This is a genomic window from Amycolatopsis sp. CFH S0740, assembly GCF_004522315.1.
Classification (GTDB): Bacteria; Actinomycetota; Actinomycetes; order Mycobacteriales; family Pseudonocardiaceae; genus Amycolatopsis; species Amycolatopsis nivea.
The window spans coordinates 121,162-138,762 of the sequence record NZ_SDLS01000011.1 but is presented as its reverse complement, the minus strand read 5'-3'; the positions used below and the strand labels follow the sequence as shown (position 1 = coordinate 138,762).

The 17,601-nt window shown below is 70.1% G+C and carries 13 protein-coding genes; 3 read left to right on the top strand and 10 right to left on the bottom strand.

All coding sequences use genetic code 11. The annotated features are described in order from the left end of the window. Positions 1-80: 80 nt before the first annotated feature. Positions 81-1,013, bottom strand: coding sequence for a S8 family peptidase (locus EIZ45_RS20435; protein WP_106961417.1), 933 nt, complete (start codon positions 1,011-1,013; stop codon positions 81-83). Between the two features lie 246 nt (positions 1,014-1,259). Further along, positions 1,260-2,477, bottom strand: coding sequence for an erythromycin esterase family protein (locus EIZ45_RS20430; protein ID WP_134665525.1), 1,218 nt, complete (start codon positions 2,475-2,477; stop codon positions 1,260-1,262). Positions 2,478-2,508: 31 nt separating this feature from the next. Between EIZ45_RS20430 and EIZ45_RS20425 the strand changes: the two genes are divergently transcribed. Beyond that, on the top strand, positions 2,509-3,141 hold the full coding sequence (locus EIZ45_RS20425) for a TetR/AcrR family transcriptional regulator (RefSeq protein WP_134665527.1): 633 nt from the start codon (positions 2,509-2,511) through the stop codon (positions 3,139-3,141). Between the two features lie 634 nt (positions 3,142-3,775). Here the strand turns inward: EIZ45_RS20425 and EIZ45_RS20420 are convergent. Further along, complete coding sequence (locus EIZ45_RS20420; RefSeq protein ID WP_134665529.1) at positions 3,776-4,303, bottom strand: GNAT family N-acetyltransferase; 528 nt, start codon at positions 4,301-4,303, stop codon at positions 3,776-3,778. A gap of 289 nt (positions 4,304-4,592) precedes the next feature. Here EIZ45_RS20420 and EIZ45_RS20415 point away from each other — a divergent pair, with 289 nt between their 5' ends. Next, on the top strand, positions 4,593-9,560 hold the full coding sequence (locus tag EIZ45_RS20415) for an RHS repeat-associated core domain-containing protein (protein ID WP_167756507.1): 4,968 nt from the start codon (positions 4,593-4,595) through the stop codon (positions 9,558-9,560). A gap of 60 nt (positions 9,561-9,620) precedes the next feature. Here the strand turns inward: EIZ45_RS20415 and recG are convergent, their stop codons facing one another. Beyond that, positions 9,621-11,774, bottom strand: coding sequence for an ATP-dependent DNA helicase RecG (recG, locus tag EIZ45_RS20410; protein ID WP_043835411.1), 2,154 nt, complete (start codon positions 11,772-11,774; stop codon positions 9,621-9,623). A gap of 2 nt (positions 11,775-11,776) precedes the next feature. After that, positions 11,777-13,363, bottom strand: a complete 1,587-nt coding sequence (locus EIZ45_RS20405; protein ID WP_134665533.1) for a DAK2 domain-containing protein — start codon at positions 13,361-13,363, stop codon at positions 11,777-11,779. Between the two features lie 134 nt (positions 13,364-13,497). Here EIZ45_RS20405 and rpmB point away from each other — a divergent pair, with 134 nt between their 5' ends. Further along, entirely contained in the window at positions 13,498-13,689 is a 192-nt protein-coding gene (rpmB, locus tag EIZ45_RS20400; protein ID WP_009074135.1) for a 50S ribosomal protein L28, read from the top strand. 255 nt (positions 13,690-13,944) lie between these two features. Here the strand turns inward: rpmB and EIZ45_RS20395 are convergent, their stop codons facing one another. From EIZ45_RS20395 to EIZ45_RS20375, 5 genes are all read right to left on the bottom strand, one after another. Next, entirely contained in the window at positions 13,945-14,733 is a 789-nt protein-coding gene (locus EIZ45_RS20395) for an alpha/beta fold hydrolase (RefSeq protein ID WP_134665535.1), read from the bottom strand. 73 nt (positions 14,734-14,806) lie between these two features. After that, the gene (locus EIZ45_RS20390) at positions 14,807-15,484 is read right to left on the bottom strand and encodes a uracil-DNA glycosylase (protein ID WP_037811706.1); all 678 of its coding nucleotides are present in this window, start codon (positions 15,482-15,484) and stop codon (positions 14,807-14,809) included. Between the two features lie 115 nt (positions 15,485-15,599). Beyond that, complete coding sequence (locus EIZ45_RS20385) at positions 15,600-16,121, bottom strand: gamma carbonic anhydrase family protein (protein ID WP_043835417.1); 522 nt, start codon at positions 16,119-16,121, stop codon at positions 15,600-15,602. Between the two features lie 17 nt (positions 16,122-16,138). Then, the gene (locus tag EIZ45_RS20380; RefSeq protein ID WP_134665537.1) at positions 16,139-16,618 is read right to left on the bottom strand and encodes a GNAT family N-acetyltransferase; all 480 of its coding nucleotides are present in this window, start codon (positions 16,616-16,618) and stop codon (positions 16,139-16,141) included. A 20-nt stretch (positions 16,619-16,638) separates the two neighbouring features. Further along, positions 16,639-17,598 carry a thiamine-phosphate kinase gene (locus tag EIZ45_RS20375; protein WP_043835420.1) on the bottom strand — a complete coding sequence of 320 codons (960 nt, stop codon included), beginning with the start codon at positions 17,596-17,598 and terminating at the stop codon, positions 16,639-16,641. Positions 17,599-17,601: the final 3 nt, after the last annotated feature.

The window sequence follows — 17,601 nt, the reverse complement described above, 5'->3', positions numbered from 1 at the left end:
GGGAGCCGTAGTCCAAGTGATGGACATCATGCACGCCGACCTGCATGCATGATGCTGGTCGGGCCGCGGCGCCGCAACCGTCAGGGCGTTCCCGCAGGCAGTGTGCACAGCAGCCGATTCGCGGTTCCGGAGGGCGCATTCTTGACCACGTTCTGCGTTGCGTCCTGCACAATTGCTTCGCCGACCGCATTGGGCGCGGCGTCGGGATGTGCGGACCGGTAGAGGGTCACCGCGCCAGCGGCCACCGCGGCGGCCATCGCTGTGCCGGACAAGGTCCCGACATCGGCTGTTCCGGCGATCGGCGCGGGAATGTCGACGCCTGGGGCGTACAGGTCGAGCGACGTGCCGAAGTTCGAGAACGGCGCGACCTGGTCCTGGACGTCGGTCGCCCCGACGGTGAGCGCTTCCGGCACTCGGGCGGGCGAGGTCTGGCTGGCGTCGGTGCTGCCCTCCCCCGCCGGAAGCACGATCGGCATCACGGCGGCGACTCCCTTGACCGCGTTGTCGAGCTGCTCGTTCGGCACGCCGCCGATGCCCAGCACCGCGACCGCGGGTTGGTGGGCGTTCTGAGCGACCCAGTTCAGCCCGGCGATGATCGTGTCGGTCGCGCCGCCGCCCGCTTTGTCGAGCACTCGGACCGGGAAGATCTGCGCGCCTTTGGCGACGCCGTAGCTGTGTCCCGCGACGATTCCGGCGACGCGGGTGCCATGGCCGTTGGTGTCCGACGTGTCGGTGCCGGTGGTGAGGAAATCCTTGCCGGGCAGGACGCGGCCCTGCAGATCCGGGTGTTTGGCGTCGACGCCGCTGTCGATCACGTAGACGGTGACGCCGGAGCCGTCCGATTCGTAGTGGTACTTCTGATCGAGGCCGGTTCGCTGGTCGATCCGGTCGAGCGCCCAGCTCGGCGGGTTGTCCTGCGTCCCGCTCGCCGCCAGCGCGGCCGGTTGCACCCCGGCGACCAGCAGGAATGTCAGAGTTGCCGAAAAAAGGCCACGCGCCGCTCGGTTCCGCATGCCTGCGGTCGTATCCCGGTGGACATTCGGCGGCAACTCGACGTCACACGATGGGCTGGTCCCCGTCCAGCAGCCGCCCGCCCCGACGCACTGATAGGTAAAAGGCAAGGGGGACGATGCACGGCACCTAGCTCGCCGTTAAGAGGCAAACTGCTGTCCGACCGACGCGTTTCGCCGCTCCGTGGCCAACGGTTGACCGGCTGAGAGCTTTAGCCGCTAGCCGGCCAACCGTTGGCAGACCGACAATTACTTCTCCGCCGGGACGTGCGCGCTCACCGACATCGTCGGCAAGTAGACCAGCGCGTCGAAGGCTTGCACGACGTCGACCTTCGTGAACATGTGCGCGTGCCGCACGCTCGACGGTCCGGTCAGGCCCTGCGCCCGGTCTTGCCGCAAATCGACCACGCACGGATCCGCACCGGCCAATGCCGCTTCGACACTGCCCTCGGCGGGTGGCTCCAACTCCTGCGCGTAGACCCGGAAGCCGAGCCGCTCGCTCTCGTCCGGTTCGAGGCCGGTGGTCGTACCGGTGCCCGCGGTGAGGCCGAGGGCGAAGTAATCGTCGCCGAACTCCTCGGCGAGGTGGGTGCCCGCGGAAGGGAACGTCATGGTCGGCAAAGCGGCGAACGGCACTCGCTGCAGGTGTCCGTTGTGGACCATCAGCACGATCTTCTCGCCTTCGCCGTACAGCTTGCGAAGCAGCTTCACGGTTGCGGCCATGTACGTGTCGCGAGACGACCCCTGGAGCGACGGTGCCGTTCCCGACATCATGGCGCTCAACTCGCGCAGGTACGCGTCTACGCGAAGCGCGCCGACCGCGTGGTGCTCGGCGATCGCATACCGGCCTGGCTCGCTCCGTTGCCGATAAACTGGCGAAAGAGAACAAAGGTGCGCGACGAGAGTCGTCAACGCGGCCGTGGCTGCGTCCCGGTCCGCAGCGGTCATTGCCGCATAACGGCCAGGCGCGACCGCGCTGCTGACCGCCGAGTACGGCTCGGACGCGGCGATCGCGGCGTCGACCAGCGGAAGAACCTCCGGATCGACCTCCTCCACGAAGCCGCGGACAATCTTCAACGCCGGCTGCGGCGAACCGCTCGAACTGGGCAGGTCGAGTCCGGAGAAACGGACGCCGCCGTGGCTGCGCATCCACGTCAGCATCTCGTGCACCTCGGCCGACTCGCCGAGGGAAAAGGTGAATCCTTCTCGCCCGACCTCAGCGACCGTGCCGGGGCCGCCGTCGAGCCACTGCTGCACCAGGTCGCCCTCGGCGAAGCCTGATTCGAAGCCGAGCACCGTGAACCCGTGGTCCTCGACGAGGCGGCGGAGCAACCGGTCGCGGAGTTCGCCGAACTCGCGGATGTGGTGGTTGTTCTCGCCGATCGCGACGATGCGCGCGTCGCCGATCAAGCTGGTGATCGAGGCGACGTCGCCGTCCAGCGGCGAACGGGTGCTCAGCGGTGTCATACTGAGGACACTAATGCAACAGGGGTAGCGATTGGCCACTGAGGTACCCGGGACCAGCAGGCCGGGCGGGCGCACGGAACGCACGCGCGTCGCCGTTTTGCGGGCGACGCTCGATCTGCTGGCGGAGGTCGGTTTCCCGGATCTGACGGTCGAGGCTGTCGCCGAACGGTCGGGCGTGCACAAGACCACGGTTTACCGGCGATGGGAGTCGCGCGAAGGACTGGTCGCGGCCGCACTGCGGTTCGGCACCGGCGAACCGTGGAGCCCGGCGGACACCGGTTCGCTTGTCGCCGATTTGCGGCGAATGGCGTTGGACGTGGTGCACATATTGACCACCCCCGGGCAACGCGAGCTGCCGACCGCCGCGGTGCTGGCGGCCTTCCACTCGGAACGGGCGGCCGAGGCGTTGCGGGACTTCTATCAGGATCGGCATGCCCGGGCCGCGGTGATCGTGGAGCGAGCGGTGGCGCGCGGAGAAGTGCCAGCCGACACGGACCCGGACGAGGTGACACGGACGGTGTGCGGGCCGGTGTTCTATCGGTTGTTCGTGTCGCGGGAACCGGTGTCGGAGGAGACGGCTGAGATCGCGGCGGAGGCTGGGGCCGCGGCTGCTCGGGCGGGGGTGTTGTGCAGGCGGTTGCCAGGGGATGGCTACGGGCGTTGATTCCGGGGCGGGGTTTGTTACCGGAAAACGGCGACGGGCGGAGGGGCCGCTGGGTGGGGTGGTTTGGCCGCGGAACGGCGAATGCATAGTGCGGCTGAGCTATGGGCTGGCTCGACGCTCTCGGCGAAGCTGAGACGAAGCAGGCTAAGCCGGGCGGCGGGCAGAGAGTCACGGTTGGTGATTCGGTTCTGCTTTCGCCGCTGAACGGCGAAAGCAGGGTACGGCCGCTCGACGGTCCCGGCGAAGCGGGGGCAAGCCAGGCGTCGGGCACCAGACGACGGGCGGAGAAGAGCGGCTGGCGGGTCGGCTCTGGTTTCGCCGTAGAAGGGCGAAACCAGAGCGCGGCTCGGCGGCGGGCTAGCTCAACGTTCGCAGCAAAGCGGGGACGAACCAGGCGAAGCCGGGCACCGGGCACCGGGCACCGGGCACCGGGCACCGGGCACCGGGCACCGGGCACCGGGCACCGGGCACCGGGCGATGGTCGCCAACGAGCGGCATGCGGAGCGACTCTGATGGGCGAGATGCGCAGAGAGTCACCGTCGAAGGCGGCAATGCATGATGCGGGATCGCAGCCAGGCTGAGCAGGCAATCGCCACTCAACGGCAACAACCGAAGCCCGCTCAAAGAAGCACGGCTACCCCAACGGCAGGCGGTACCGGACCTCCTCCAAGGTCACCGCTCCGTCGGACATCGATTCCACCTTGGTCTTTCCGTCCGCGACCCACCCGGCCCGTTCGTAGAACTTCCGGGCCCGGGTATTAGTCGAGAGCACCCACAGCGTCGCCGACTCGAACTGGGACGACAGGCCGCGTACGCACTCCTCGTGCAGGGCTCGGCCCATCCCCTGGCCCCACTCGGACGGGAGGAGGTAGATCGACGACAGTTCGCCCGTCTCAGGGGTGGCGTCGTCGTCTCGGCTGGGGCCGAAGACCGCGAAACCGGTGATCTTCTCGCCGGTGCTTGCGGTCAGGACGGTGTGCGGGCGGGAAGCGTCCGCGAGGCTCGAAGCCCAGAACTGTTCCCGCGTCTCGACCGACAGGCCGGACAGGAACTCGTCCGGCAGCAAACCCGCGTAGGCCGCTTGCCAGGAGCCGACGTGGACGGCTGCGATGCCTGCCGCGTCTTGCGGGGTCGCGGGGCGGATGACCAGGTCGGGCACCATTCCTCCAGAGGCTCGGCACGAAGGGCGATCGGGCTGGGAGCAGTTCAGCACACAAGCAGGTCGGCCCGCATGCGGTTTACCGGAGTGACCACAAAGGACAGTCAGGGAACCGGACAAGGGCGGCTGGGCCAGCGGGGAGTGAGTGTGTTCGGGCAAGGGTTCCGGGACTTCAGGCATCGCCGCCCCGCCAGGGAGGCTCGTCGGGACTGCGGCCGATAGCCTCGTCGGATTGGCGGGTCAGGCTCCGCTTGTTCGTCATGCCCGTGCGCACCAGGAAATGGGACTATCGATGACCAACCCGTTGATCGCGCCGGTGAAGGACTCCACGACCGCGATGTCCGGGATTCCTTTGCTGGAGGACGCGACCGGCCTCAAGACCGCGATCGAGAGCAAGAACTGGGCGGCCGTCGCGATCGGGGCGGTGGGCACCGCGATCGACGTGCTCACCGCGGTGATGGATCCGTTCGGCGCGATCTTCGCCGCGGGGGTCGGGTGGCTCATGGAGCACGTCGGGCCGCTCAAGGAGGCGCTCGACGCGCTCACCGGCAAAGCGGACGAGATCAAGTCCCAGGCGGAGACCTGGACGAATGTCGCCAAGGAGCTCGAGAGCGTCTCGGCGGAGCTGACCGAGCTGGTCAAGAAGGACCTGCAGGACTGGAACGGCGAAGCGGCCGACACCTACCGCAAGAAGGCGGAAGACACTTCGGCGCTGATCGCCAGCGCGCAGAAGGGCAGCGAGGGCGCGGCGAGCGGGGTCAAGACCGCGGGCGAGATCGTCGCGGCCGTCCGGTCGCTGGTGCGGGACACGATCGCCGACCTCGTCGGGCACCTGATTTCGTGGGCGTTGCAGGTGCTGTTCACCGCGGGAATCGGGATGGCCTGGGTGGTTCCGCAGGTCGTCACCGCCGTCGCCAAGACCGCGTCGAGCATCGCGAAGGTCACTTCGAAGCTGGTCAAGGCGCTCAAGGCGTTGGTGCCGCTGCTGAAAAAGGCCGGCGTGCTGTTCGAGGACGCCGGCAAAGCGTTGAAGGGCCTCAAGAGCGGCAAGGCAGCGCCGACGCACACTCCCAACGACATCAAAACCGGGAACAGGTCTCACCCCGGCGGAGACGAGGGCACGCATGCCTCCAGCGCCGGAGGGGACAGCGGGCACCACGGCGGCAGCCACTCGAGCGGCAGCCACGAAAGCGGCGGCGAGCACGGCGGCAGCGGAGGGGCGGGCGGGCACACGTCGGCTTCCAGCAGTTCCTCCTCAGGCGGGGCCAGGGGGAACAGCGACGCCTCGCGGTCGCTCGGCAAACAGGGCGAGAACTCGCGCAGCCTCGACAACATCTGCACCACCGGCGACCCGATCGACGTCGCGAGCGGCCAGATGGTGATGGCCGAGACCGACGCGACCTTCCTCAGCGCGCTGCCGATGGTCTTCGAGCGCACGCACTTCTCGTCGTTCCGCGCGGGCGGATGGCTCGGTCCCGCCTGGGTGACCACTTTGGACGAGCGGATCGAGGTGCACGAGGACCAGGTGTGGTTCGCCGGCGCGGACGGGATCGTCCAGGTGTTCCCCCGGCCGCGCGGCGACCAGTGGGTCGCCGCCGAGCACGGGCCCGCGCGGTATCTCGCCGAGGAGCCCGGCGGCGGATTCGTCCTCGAGGACCGCGAAAGCGAGCGGGTCCTGACCTTCGAGCGCGGCAACGGCCCGGTCCGGCCGATCCGCTCGATCAGCGGCCGCGGCAAGGAGCACATCTACTTCCAGCGCGACCAGCACGGCACGCCGGTCGCGATGCGGCACAGCGGCGGCCACCTGATCCAGATCGCCACCGAAGGCGGACTCGTGACCGGGCTGTCCACCGTCACCAAGGACGGGGACGAGGTGCCGTTGGTCCGCTACGGCTACACCGCGGGCAACCTCACCGAGATCACGAACGAATCCGGCCTCCCGTTCCGCTACGCCTACGACAATCTGGGACGGATCGTCGAGTGGACCGACCGCAACGGCGAGTGGTACCGCTTCCACTACGACCGCGAAGGCCGGGTCGTGCGCACCGAAGGCTCCGGCGACTGCCTCACCGTCACCATGCACTACGACCTGGCCGCCCGGATCACCCACGTCGTCGACTCGCTCGGCCGCCGCAGTGCCTACCACCTGAACGAAACCGGCCGGGTCGTGCGCGAGGTGGACCCGACGGGCGCGGCGCGCGCCTACGAATGGGACGCGCTGGACCGCCTGGTCGGCGAAACCGACGAAATGGGCAGGCAGCGGACCTACCGCTACGACGAAATGAACAACCTGGTCGCCCTCCAGCGGCCGGACGGCACGGAATTGACCATCGAGCGCAACGACTTCGGCCAAGCCGTCCGCATGGCCGAGGCGCCCGGCGTCGAAACCCGCTGGGAGTACGACGAACGCGGCAACGTGACCCGCGTTGTCGAACCGGGCGGCGCGACCACCAGCTACACCTACGACGAGTGGGGCCACGTCGCGTCGGTCACCGATCCAAACGGCTCGACGCTGACCGTGGTGTCCGACGACGCGGGCAACCCGATCACCGTCACCGACGCCCGCGGCGCGACGACCGCCTACGCCTACGACTGCTTCGGCAGGCTCTCCGCGATCGTCGATCCGAACGGCGCGGCCGAGGAATTCGGTTACACCGTCAGCGGCGCGCTCGCCTGGCACCGCCTGCCGGACGGCTCGACGGAGGAATGGTTCTACGACGGAGAAGGCAACAACCGCCTGCACTCCGACGCCTCCTCGGCGATCGCCCAGCAGGAGGTGACCCATTTCGACCTGGTCTCGGCCGAGATCCGGCCGGACGGCACCCGGCTCGAATACTCCTACAACACCGAACTGCGGCTCACCGCGGTGACCAACGAACAGGGCCAGGTCTGGCGCTACGAATACGACCTGGCGGGCAACCTCTCCCGCGAGACCGACTTCGGCGGGGCCAGTTCGTCCTACGGCTACAACGCCGCCGGCGAGCTGACCGAGATCCGCAACCAGGAAGGCGAGGTCGTCACCCTGCGCCGCGACGTGCGCGGCAACATCGTCGAGGAAACCGTCGAAGGACCGTCCGGGACGCTGCACACCCGCTTCGAGTACGACGTCCTCGGCGAGCTCGTCGCCCTCGACGACGGGACGACCCGCATCGAGTACACCCGGGACGCGGCGAGCCGGATCGTCGGGGAAACGGTCAACGGGCGCGCCGTCCGCTCCGAACTCGACCCCGCGGGCAATCAGGTCCGGCGGCAGACGCCGTCCGGGGCGGAAAGCGTCTGGGAATACCGCGAAGCCGGGCTCCCGGCCGCGGTGCGCGCCGCCGGCCGGACCACCCGGTTCGAGTACGACCGGGCGGGCCGCGAAACCCTCCGCGCGTTCGGGCAGGACGCGGCGATCGTCCGCTCCTGGACCCCGGCCGGACGGCTCGCCCGGCAGGCGGTCCGGTCCGCGACCGGCGAATTCGGCCAGGACCGGCAGTACCACTACCGGCCCGACGGCCTTCCCGACCGGATCGACGACGGGACGGCCGGGTCGCGCTGGCTCGCGATGGACGTCCGCGGCCGGGTGATCTCGGTGCGCGCCCAGGGCTGGAACGAGCAGTACGCCTACGACCCGACCGGACGGCTCGTCGACGCCGACTGGCCCGCGCCCGAGGACGAGGACCGCCGCGGCAGGCGGGCGGGACCGGCTTCGGTGATCACCGAGGCGGGCGGCGTCCGCTACACCTACGACCAGTCCGGCCGGATGCGCACCCGCCGCCACGAGGACGGCCGGACCTGGACCTACACCTGGGGCCCGCTGAACCGGCTCGTCGCGGTCGAGGTCCCGGACGCCACGACCTGGCGCTACACCTACGATCCGCTGGGCCGCCGCATCCGCAAGGAACACTTCGCCGCCGACGGGACGACGCTGCTCGAACGCGTCGATTTCGCGTGGGACGGCGAAACGCTGGCCGAGGCGACCAGTTCCGGCCCCGGCGCCGCCGAAACCACGGTGTGGGACTACGAACCGGGCAGCTTCGTGCCGCTGCTGCAGCGCCGGCGCACCGGTTCCGCGGACCAGAAACGCGTCGACGAGCAGTTCTTCGCCATCGTGGCCGAACCGTCGGGCACGCCGACCGAACTGCTCGACGACCGCGGCGAGATCGCGTGGCAGTCCCGCAGCAGCCTGTTCGGCGTCGTCGTCGCCGAGTCCGGCGGCACCGGCATCCCGCTCCGGTTCCAGGGCCAGTATTTCGACGAGGAAACCGGGCTGCACTACAACTTCCACCGGTACTACGACCCGGTGCTCGCGCGGTACCTCAGCCCCGACCCGCTCGGGCTCGGCGGCGGACTCGACCCGCACGCCTACGTCAGCAACCCGCACGTCTCGGTCGACCCGCTCGGTCTCGTCGGGGGATCCTGCAACACCCCGCGCGGGTCCGGCGGCTCCGGCGGCGGTTCCCAGCGCGGCCGGGGCCGCACCCGCTCGCCCAGCCCCGGCCCGAACGGGGAGCGCCGCGTGCGCTCCCCCGGCGGCCGGGTCTACCAGGAGGGACCGCCCACCGTCGCGGCCGGCGCGCGCAGGCGCGAGCACTACGGCTACAAGAACCTGTCGCACAAGCATTCCAAGATGCGGCCGCTGTTCGAGCGGAACGCCGTTTCGCCGCCGCCGAAGTTCCGCAGGCGCGGCGACGACACCAAGTGGTACATGGACCCGAACCGGCGCTACCAGACGCACGACTACCTCGGCAATCCCACCGGCATCGTCCGCGGCCACAGCAATGTCGTGATGGGCCACAACCCTTCGGCCGGAACCCATTTCAACCAGACCGGCCATCGGAACACGCCCGAACAGAACTTCGCGCACAACTCCGACGTGCGGATCTTCAAGCACCTCGAACCGAAGAGCAACTCCGCCGCGAGCGGATCCCAGGAACCCCGGTTCGGCGCCCCGGACCCGCGGGACTCCAACCGGGTCTACTGGGACAAGAACCACCGGGGCTATGTCGGCAATCCGGACCACGACTGGGATCTGGTGAGTCCGCAGCCGAGCCGGTCCTCCGGCCACCGCGGGTCAGGCGGCGGGAGTTACAGCGGCGGGTACAGCGGGAGTTACGGCGGCGGTTCCAGCAGTTACGGCGGCGGATCCAGCAGCCACGGCGGATACAGCGGTGGCTACGGCGGCAGCGGCGGGTACGGCGGCGGCAGCAGCTACGGAGGCAGCAGCAGCCGCCGGAACCACGGCTACGACTCCGACGACGACCTCTACGACGCCTGACCCCACGAGAAACCTCGAGCAAGAAGGCGTGGCCCGGGAAACCCCCGGGTCACGCCCCGCTCAGCTCTTCTCCAGGTACTCCGCCCGCTCCAGGTCGACGACGTCCGCCACCATCTGCGCCAGCCCCGGCAGCGAAGCCAGCTCCGGATCGCCCGTCACGATCTCCTGAGCCTGCGCCCGCGCCTCGGTGATCACGTCCTCGTCCCGCAGCAACGACAGCAGTTTCAGCCCGGACCGCTTGCCCGACTGCGCCGCACCGAGGATGTCGCCCTCCCGGCGCAGTTCCAGGTCCAATCGGGACAGTTCGAACCCGTCCGTGGTGGACTCGACCGCCGCCAGCCGCTCGCGCGTGGAAGTGCCGTCCAGGGTTTCCGTGACCAGCAAACACAATCCGGGCACGCTCCCCCGCCCGACCCGGCCGCGCAGCTGGTGCAGCTGGCTCACGCCGAAGCGGTCGGCGTCGAGGATGACCATCGCCGTCGCGTTGGGGACGTTCACGCCGACCTCGACCACGGTCGTCGCGACCAGCACCTCGACCTTCCCCGCGCCGAACGCCTGCATGACGGCGTCCTTCTCGTCCGTCGGCATCCGGCCGTGCAGGGCGGCGATCTTCAAGCCCTTCAACGCGCCGTTGGCGAGATCCGGCGCGACGTCCAGCACCGCGAGCGGCGGACGCTTGTCGCTCTTGTCCGACGGCGGTTCGTCGCCGATCCGCGGGCACACGACGTACGCCTGGTGTCCCTTGCCGACTTCCTCGCTGACCCGCTGCCACACCCGGTCGAACCACGCGGGCTTCTCCGCGACCGGCACGACCGTCGTCTTGATCGGCGAGCGGCCGACCGGCATTTCGCGCAGGGCCGAGATTTCCAGGTCGCCGTAGACCGTCATGGCGACCGTGCGCGGGATCGGCGTCGCCGTCATGACCAGCACGTGCGGACTCGTCGAATCGGCCCCGCGCGAGCGCAGCGCGTCCCGTTGCTCGACGCCGAACCGGTGCTGTTCGTCCACGACCACGAGCCCGAGATCGGCGAACTGCACGGTGTCCTGGATCAGCGCGTGCGTGCCGACGACGATGCCCGCCTCGCCGCTTACCGTCTCCAGCAACGCTTTCTTGCGTTCCTTCGCGCCCATCGACCCGGTGAGCAGCGTGATCCGGGTGGAATTCTCGGCCGCGCCGAGCTCGCCCGCCATCCCGATGTCGCCGAGCATTTCGCGCAGCGAGCGCGCGTGCTGCGCGGCCAGTACCTCGGTGGGCGCGAGCATCGCCGCCTGCCGTCCGGAATCGACGACCTGCAGCATCGCCCGCAGCGCGACCACCGTCTTGCCGGAACCGACCTCGCCCTGCAGCAGCCGGTTCATCGGATGCTCGGTCGACAGGTCGGCCGCGATCTCGTCGCCGATCGCGCGCTGGCCCGCGGTGAGGTCGAACGGCAGCCGTTTGTCGAACGCGTCGAGCAGGCCGCCGTCGACGTGCGGGCTCGCTTTCGCCGGACGCGACACCGCGGAATGCCTGCGCTGCGCGAAAATCAGCTGCACGGCCATCGCTTCGTCCCACTTGAGCCGGTGCCGCGACGACTCCAGGTGCGCCCAGTCCTCCGGGCGGTGGATGCCGCGCAGCGCGCGCTCGAGGCCGGGCAGCCCGTGCCGTTTGCGCAGTTCCTCGGGCATCGGGTCCTCGCCGACCTCCAGCACGTCCAGCACCTGCCGCACGCATTTGGCGATCGACCAGGTCGGCATGCCTTGCGCCGCCGGGTAAACCGGGATGATCTCGGCGAGGAAATTGTCGACCGCCTCGGCCTCGCGTTCGGCGTCGAGCAGTTCGTACTCCGGGTTGGCCAGCTGCAGCGTGTCCCGGAACGCGGTGACCTTGCCCGCGAACAGCCCGGTCTTGCCGGGGGCCAGCTCCTTCTCGCGCCACGCCTGATTGAAGAACGCGCACGCGAGCCGTCGCTTGCCGTCGGTGATCACCATGTCGAGGATGGTGCCGTTGCGGGATTTCATCCGGCGCTTGCTGATCTTCTCGATCCGCGCCAGCACGGTCGCGTGCTCGCCGAGCTCCAGCCCAGCGATGTCGGTCAGCTCGCCGCGTTCGGCGTAGCGGCGCGGATAGTGGCGCAGCAGATCGGAAACCGTCTCGATGTCGAGCGCACTCGAGAGCGCCTTCGCCGTTTTCGCGCCCAGCAGCAGCGGGAGCTTGTCGCGAAGCCCGGCCATGATTATTCGACCCCCATCAGCAGCACAGCGTCGTTTTGCCCGCCGGCGTAACTCGTCAACTCCACCTCGGGGTGCTCCAGCCGCAGTTGTTCGGCGAGCTCGGCGGCCACCCTCGGCGGAGCGTCCGCCCCGCTCAGGACGGTGACCAGCTCGCCGCCGAGCGCCAGCATCCGGTTCAGCACGCTGACCGCCGCCGCGACGAGATTCGTCGCCGACGCCGGGGCGGGCTCGATCAGCACCACCTCGTCGTCGACCAGGCCGATCACGTCGCCGGACTGGGCCCGGCCCACCCAGGTTAGCGACTCCTCGTGCGCGATCCGCAGCTCGCCACGCCTGGTCGCGGCGGCCGCCTCGGCCATCGCGACGACGTCGTCGTTGACCCGGCGTCCGCTGTCGTGCACCGCGAGCGCGGCCAGCACCTGCACCGGCGACGCGCACGGGATCACCACGACGTCGCGCTCGCCCGCCATCGGATGCCCGGCGGCGGTGTCGGCGGCCGCGGTGAGATCCGGCCCGCCCGGCAGGACGCTCAGGTGCTGTCCGGCCGCCTCGTTGAACAGCCCGATCATGTCCTCGACGCTCGGCGTCTCGCCCTCGGGCACCGCCAGCACGGCGACGCCCTCGGCGCGCAGCAGCTCGGCGAGCCCGCCGCCGCGCACCACCGCGACCACAGACCGGTCGATACCGCCACCGGGTTCGATCGGCGTCGGCGTGATCAGCGGTTCGACCCGGATCTTCCGCGGCCTGCCCAGCTGCAGCCCGGCTTCGATGGCCGCGCCGATGTCCGCGCAATGGACGTGCACCGCGTGGCTGCCCGAACCGTCGCCCGCCACGGTCACGCTGTCGCCGAACCCGCTCAGTTCCTTGCGCAACGCTGGCAGCCGGTCCTCGTCGACCTCGTCCAGCAAGTACATGACCTCCCACGCGTACGGCGCCTGCTCCGGCAGCGAAGCGACTGCCTTCAGGTCGTGCCCGGGATCCTCGGGTTCGCCGGTGATCACCCCGGCCAACGCGTCGAGCACCGCGACCAGACCCCGGCCCCCCGCGTCGACGACTCCCGCCTTGGCCAGCGCGGGCAGTTGCTTGGGCGTCTCCTCCAGCGCCGCCGCAGCCACGGTGACGACCTCGCGCGCGACCTCGGGCAACGTCCGCGTCGTGTCACGGACGGCGGCGGCCACGGCGTGCAGGACGGTCAGCATCGTCCCGGCGACCGGCCTGCTGACCGCGCCCGTGGCGGCCTGGTCCGCGTGCCCCAGCGCAGCCGCAAGACCCGATCCGTCGAGGTCGCCGCCGGTGGCCGCCCAGTCCGCCATCCCCCGCACGACCTGGGAAAGGATCACTCCCGAATTGCCCCGCGCGTGCGCCACCGCCCCGCGCGCCAGCACCGCCAGCGCCTCGGCCGCGTCGGCCGGTTCCGCCGCGGCGAGCGCCTCGTGCGCACCGGTCATCGTGTACAGCAGGTTGGAACCGGTGTCGGAGTCCGCGACCGGGTAGACGTTGATGCCGTCGATGGCCGTGCGCAGCCTGTCCAAGCTGCGCACAGAGGCCGCCGCCCAGCCCGACACCGCCGCTGCGTCCAGCACCCGCACCCCGTAACCTCCTAGCCGGTCCCCGCGAGGGTAACGACCCCGCGGCAAGGCCCCCGAGACCACTCGTTACTATGGTCGAGTTGCCCGGCACGTTCGGGCGCGCATTCTTTGTCCCATATCCAGAGGAGTTCGACGTGGCTGCCGTGTGCGACGTCTGTGGCAAGGGACCCGGCTTCGGCAAGTCGGTCTCGCACTCCCACCGGCGTACCAACCGCCGGTGGAACCCGAACATCCAGGTTGTGCACGCGAAGGTCGGCGTGTCCCAGCGCAAGCGCCTGAACGCCTGCACCTCGTGCATCAAGGCTGGCAAGGTCGTACGCGGGTAGCGACAAACTCGAAGGGTGGCGAGTGCTCGTGGAGAGCACTCGCCATTTTTTGTCGCTACGTGTCTTCCGGGGGTCGAACCCCCGGGCCCCCGCCAGGGGGCAAGCCCCCTGGACCCCCGCGTTGGGTCACCTTGAGTTTGAAGGTTGCGGAAGGGGCGGTCCCCCAGATTGCGGGTCGTGAGGGGAACCCTGAGGGACTCTGAGTACCTCAGGGTTCCCCTCACGTACTTGAAGCTCCAGGGGCGAGTGCATCCGTCAGCGCAGGAAGCCGGTCAGCACCTCTCGCAGGGACTCCGGAGCGTTCAGCACCCCGTGGTCCTGCCCCGGGATCTCCTCGTACCGCCCGTGCGCGACCGCGGCCGCCACGGCTTTGGCGGACGACGTCATCCAGGCCTCCCCCGCGCCGCCGGACAGCGACAGCACCGGGACGGTGATCGCCGCCAGCCGGTCCGTCGGCAGGTAGTTGCCGCGTCCGCACACGGTCAGGTCGTACGGCAGCGTGTGCGCCAGTCCGACGAACCAGCCCCACACCGGCGCCGACTTCATCGAGTCCACCACCGATGCCGGGGTCCCGGTGCCCTCGACCAGGAACAACTCGACCGCGCCGTCCCGGTCGCCGTCGGCGAGGCAGGCGCTGACCCGGTCCACCAGGTCTTCGGCTGGCCGTGGGCGGTCGTCGCCGATGAACGGCGGTTCGTACGCCGCCACCTTCGTGATCGGCAGTCCGCGCGCCGCCGCTTCCAGGGCCAGGATCGCGCCGGACGAGTGGCCGAACACCGCGGCCGAGCCGCCGACAGCCTCGATCAGCACCTCTAGGTCGTCAATCTCGCGCTCGACGGCGTAGACCGGCGCGTCGCCGCTGTCGCCGCGGCCTCTCCGGTCGTACGCGATGGCGGTGAAACCGGCGTCGGCGAGCACCGCGGCGAGCGCGGCGACGGTCGTGCGGTCGTTCACCGCGCCGCCGACCAGCAGCACCGGCGAACCCGCGCCGTAGGTGTCGAAGGCGATCGGGGTGCCGTCGGCGGACGTGACGGTGGCGGTCATGGCGTTCCTCCAGGGTTTCAGTCGCTGCTTACCCTGGTGGTCGGCGCCGATCGCCGGAACTGGACACGCCGCGTCAGGGAAGTTTCCAGTCGAGCGGTTCCGCGCCCTGCTGGACCAGCAGCTGGTTCGCCCGGCTGAACGGCCGCGACCCGAAGAAGCCGTTGCGCGCCGAAAGCGGGCTCGGGTGCGCCGATTCGATGCACGGCACCTCGCCGAGCATCGGCCGCAGGTTCCGCGCGTTGCGGCCCCACAGGATCGCCACCAGCGGTCCGCCGCGCGCGGCGAGCGCCTTGATCGCCTGCTCGGTGACCTGCTCCCAGCCCTTGCCCTGGTGCGAGTTCGACTTGTGCGGCTGCACGGTGAGCGACCGGTTCAGCAGCAGCACGCCCTGCTCCGCCCACGGGGTCAGATCGCCGTTGGACGGCGTCGGATGGCCGAGGTCCTCGCAGTACTCCTGGTAGATGTTGATCAGGCTCTTCGGGATCGGCCGCACGTCCGGGGCCACCGAGAAGCTCAGCCCGACCGCGTGCCCCGGCGTCGGGTACGGGTCCTGGCCGACGATCAGCACGCGGACGTCGTCGAACGGCTGCTTGAACGCGCGCAGCACGTGCTCGCCCGCGGGAAGATAGGTGCGGCCCGCGGCGATCTCGGCGCGGAGGAACTCCCCCATCGCGGCGACCTGCGGGGCCACTGGTTCAAGGGCTTTCGCCCAGCCGGCTTCGACGATTTCGTCCAGCGGTCGTCCAGTCACGGCCCGCGAGCCTAGCGCCACGTGCCCGAGATCACCGGGGCGGGTCCAGACTCCGGCGTGCGGCCCGGGCCTGGCGACAAGTTCCTTCCGATTCCCTCAAGGAGTCTTCACGGACCTAGTCCAGCCTGCGCAACTCCGCCCGGAACCGGGCCCCGCGCCGGACGTAGGAATCCACGACCGCGGCGATCTGGTCTTCGGAAAACGACTTGTTCGGCCGCGTTTTCGCCGGAACTCCCAGTGCGATCTCGCCGGTGCCGACGCTCGATTCGTACGACAGCACCGCGCCCGCGCCGACCATGCCGCCGTCCGCGATCACGCTTCCGTTCAGCACCACCGAACCGGACGCGATCAGGCAGCCGGTGCCGATCGTCGCGCCCTCGATGTGCACCGCGTGCCCGACCGCCGAGGACGGGCCCACGATCGTCGGATGCCGCGCGGTGCAGTGGACGACGCAGCCGTCCTGCACGTTCGAGCGTTCGCCGATCTCGATGTACCCGTGGTCGCCGCGCAGCACGGTCTGCGGCCAGACCGAGGCGCGCGCGCCGATCCGGACGTCGCCGATCACCGTGGCGTCGGGATGGACGTAGGCGTCCGGGTGGATGGTCGGGACCAGGTCGCCGAGCGCGTAGATGGCCAATGCCGCCTCCGGGTCGTTCAGTCGCGGGCTAGATCCTTGCCGTAGTACCGGCTTTCGGGCATATCGCCGTAATAACCGAAGGCCGGGATCTCGACGTAGCCCGACGAACGGTAGAGGGCGATCGCTTCCGGCTGTTCGGTGCCCGTCTCCAGCACGACGCGGCGGCGTCCGGCGGCGACCGCGGTGCGTTCCAGTTCGGCGAGCATCGCGCGGGCGAAACCGCGGCCCCGCGCGGATTCGACCACGTACATCCGTTTCAGCTCGACGTCGCCGGGCCGGAACGTCGGCTCGGGACCGTCGTGCGCGCGCCACGCGCCGGACGCCACCGGCACGTCGTCCAGGTACCCGACCAGGAACCGGCCCCGCGGCGGCGCGAACTCCGCGGGGTCCATCGGGGTCTCGTCCTCGGAGCCGTAGCGGCGCACGTACTCCAGTTGCACCTCGGCCATCAGCTTGGCGGCGTCGGGGTGGTCGAAGGCGACGGCACGGATGTCCACGGCGCCAGCCTAATGAAGGATCACTGCTGCCAGTGCTCCCAGCCGCCCTGCTGGTCGTACTCGCGTCCGTCCACGGTGACGCCGGATCCGGGCATGGTGACCACGCCGATCTTGCGCCAGCCCTCGGGCAGGTCGTCGAACGGCGGGAACGTCGCGACCAGCGCGTGGTCCTCGCCGCCGGTCAGCACCCACTGCATCGGGTCCGCGCCGAGCGCGCTGCCGACCTCCTTCAGCCGCGTCGGCACTTCGAGCAACGCGGTCTGCACGTCGAGCCCGACCTCGGAAGCGGCGGCCAGGTGCGCGAGGTCGGCGAGGAGCCCGTCGGACACGTCCATCATCGCCGTCGCGCCGGCGTGCGCGGCCTGCGGGCCGGCCGCGTACGGCGGTTCCGGGCAGCGCTGCGCGTTCACCACGCCGACCGGCGACCGGAATCCGCGGCGCAGCACCGCGAGCCCGGCCGCGGCCCAGCCGAGCCGCCCGCACACCGCGAGCACGTCGCCGGGGCGCGCGCCGGAGCGGGTCACCGGTTCGCGGTCTTCGAGGTCGCCCAATGCGGTGACGCTGATCACGAGCTGGTCCGCGCTCACGAGATCGCCGCCGGACACCCCGATCCCGGCCGCGCCCGCCTCGGCCCACATGCCGTCCATGATCTCGGTCACGACCTGCGCCGGAGTGTCGGCCGGGCACGCGATCCCGACGACCACCGACGTCGGTTTCGCGCCCATCGCCGCGACGTCGGACAGATTCACCGCGACCGCCTTGCGCCCGACCTGCTCCGGGCTCGACCAGTCGAGCCGGAAGTGCACGCCGTGGACCAGCACGTCGGTCGTCACGACCACGCGGCCGTCCGGCGCGGCGAGAACCGCCGCGTCGTCGCCCGGGCCCAGCAGTGTCGACGGCGGCTGCGCGCGTCCTTCGGTGACCCGCCGGATCAGGCCGAACTCGCCTGTCGCGGCCACCGAGTGCTCGTCCGGTGACACCGG